This is a genomic window from Pseudomonas sp. SID14000, assembly GCF_002165135.1.
GTDB lineage: Bacteria > Pseudomonadota > Gammaproteobacteria > Pseudomonadales > Pseudomonadaceae > Aquipseudomonas.
This window is the reverse complement of sequence record NZ_NFZQ01000183.1, coordinates 1-381: the sequence shown is the minus strand read 5'-3', so window position 1 is coordinate 381 and position 381 is coordinate 1. Positions and strand designations below refer to the sequence as shown.

Genomic DNA, 381 nt, shown 5'->3' with positions numbered 1-381 from the left:
CAGCCGTCGCAGACGCTGCGTCAGCTGGGGATCCGTCTCAAGCTCAACCCGCTGAAGGACGTCATCCGCGGCAAGCGCCTCGTGGTCGTCGACGACACAATCGTGCGCGGCAACACGCAGCGCGCGCTCGTGCGGATGCTGCGGGAGGCCGGTGCGGCCGAGGTCCACATCCGCATCACGGCGCCGCCGGTGAAGTGGCCGTCCTTCTACGGCATCGACTTCGCGTCGCGCGCCGAGCTCATCGCGAACGGCCTGGGGGTGCGTGAGATCGCGCAGTCTCTCGGCGCCGACTCGCTCGGATACCTGTCGGAGGACGGCATGATCGCTGCGACCGAGCAGCCCGCGTCGCAGCTGTGCACGGCGTGCTTCAGCGGCGTGTAC

Annotated in this window: 1 pseudogene; it reads left to right on the top strand. The window is 69.3% G+C overall.

Features of this window, described 5'->3' with window-relative positions:
* A pseudogene (locus CAY82_RS27855) lies at positions 1–381 on the top strand (amidophosphoribosyltransferase); the annotation flags it as partial.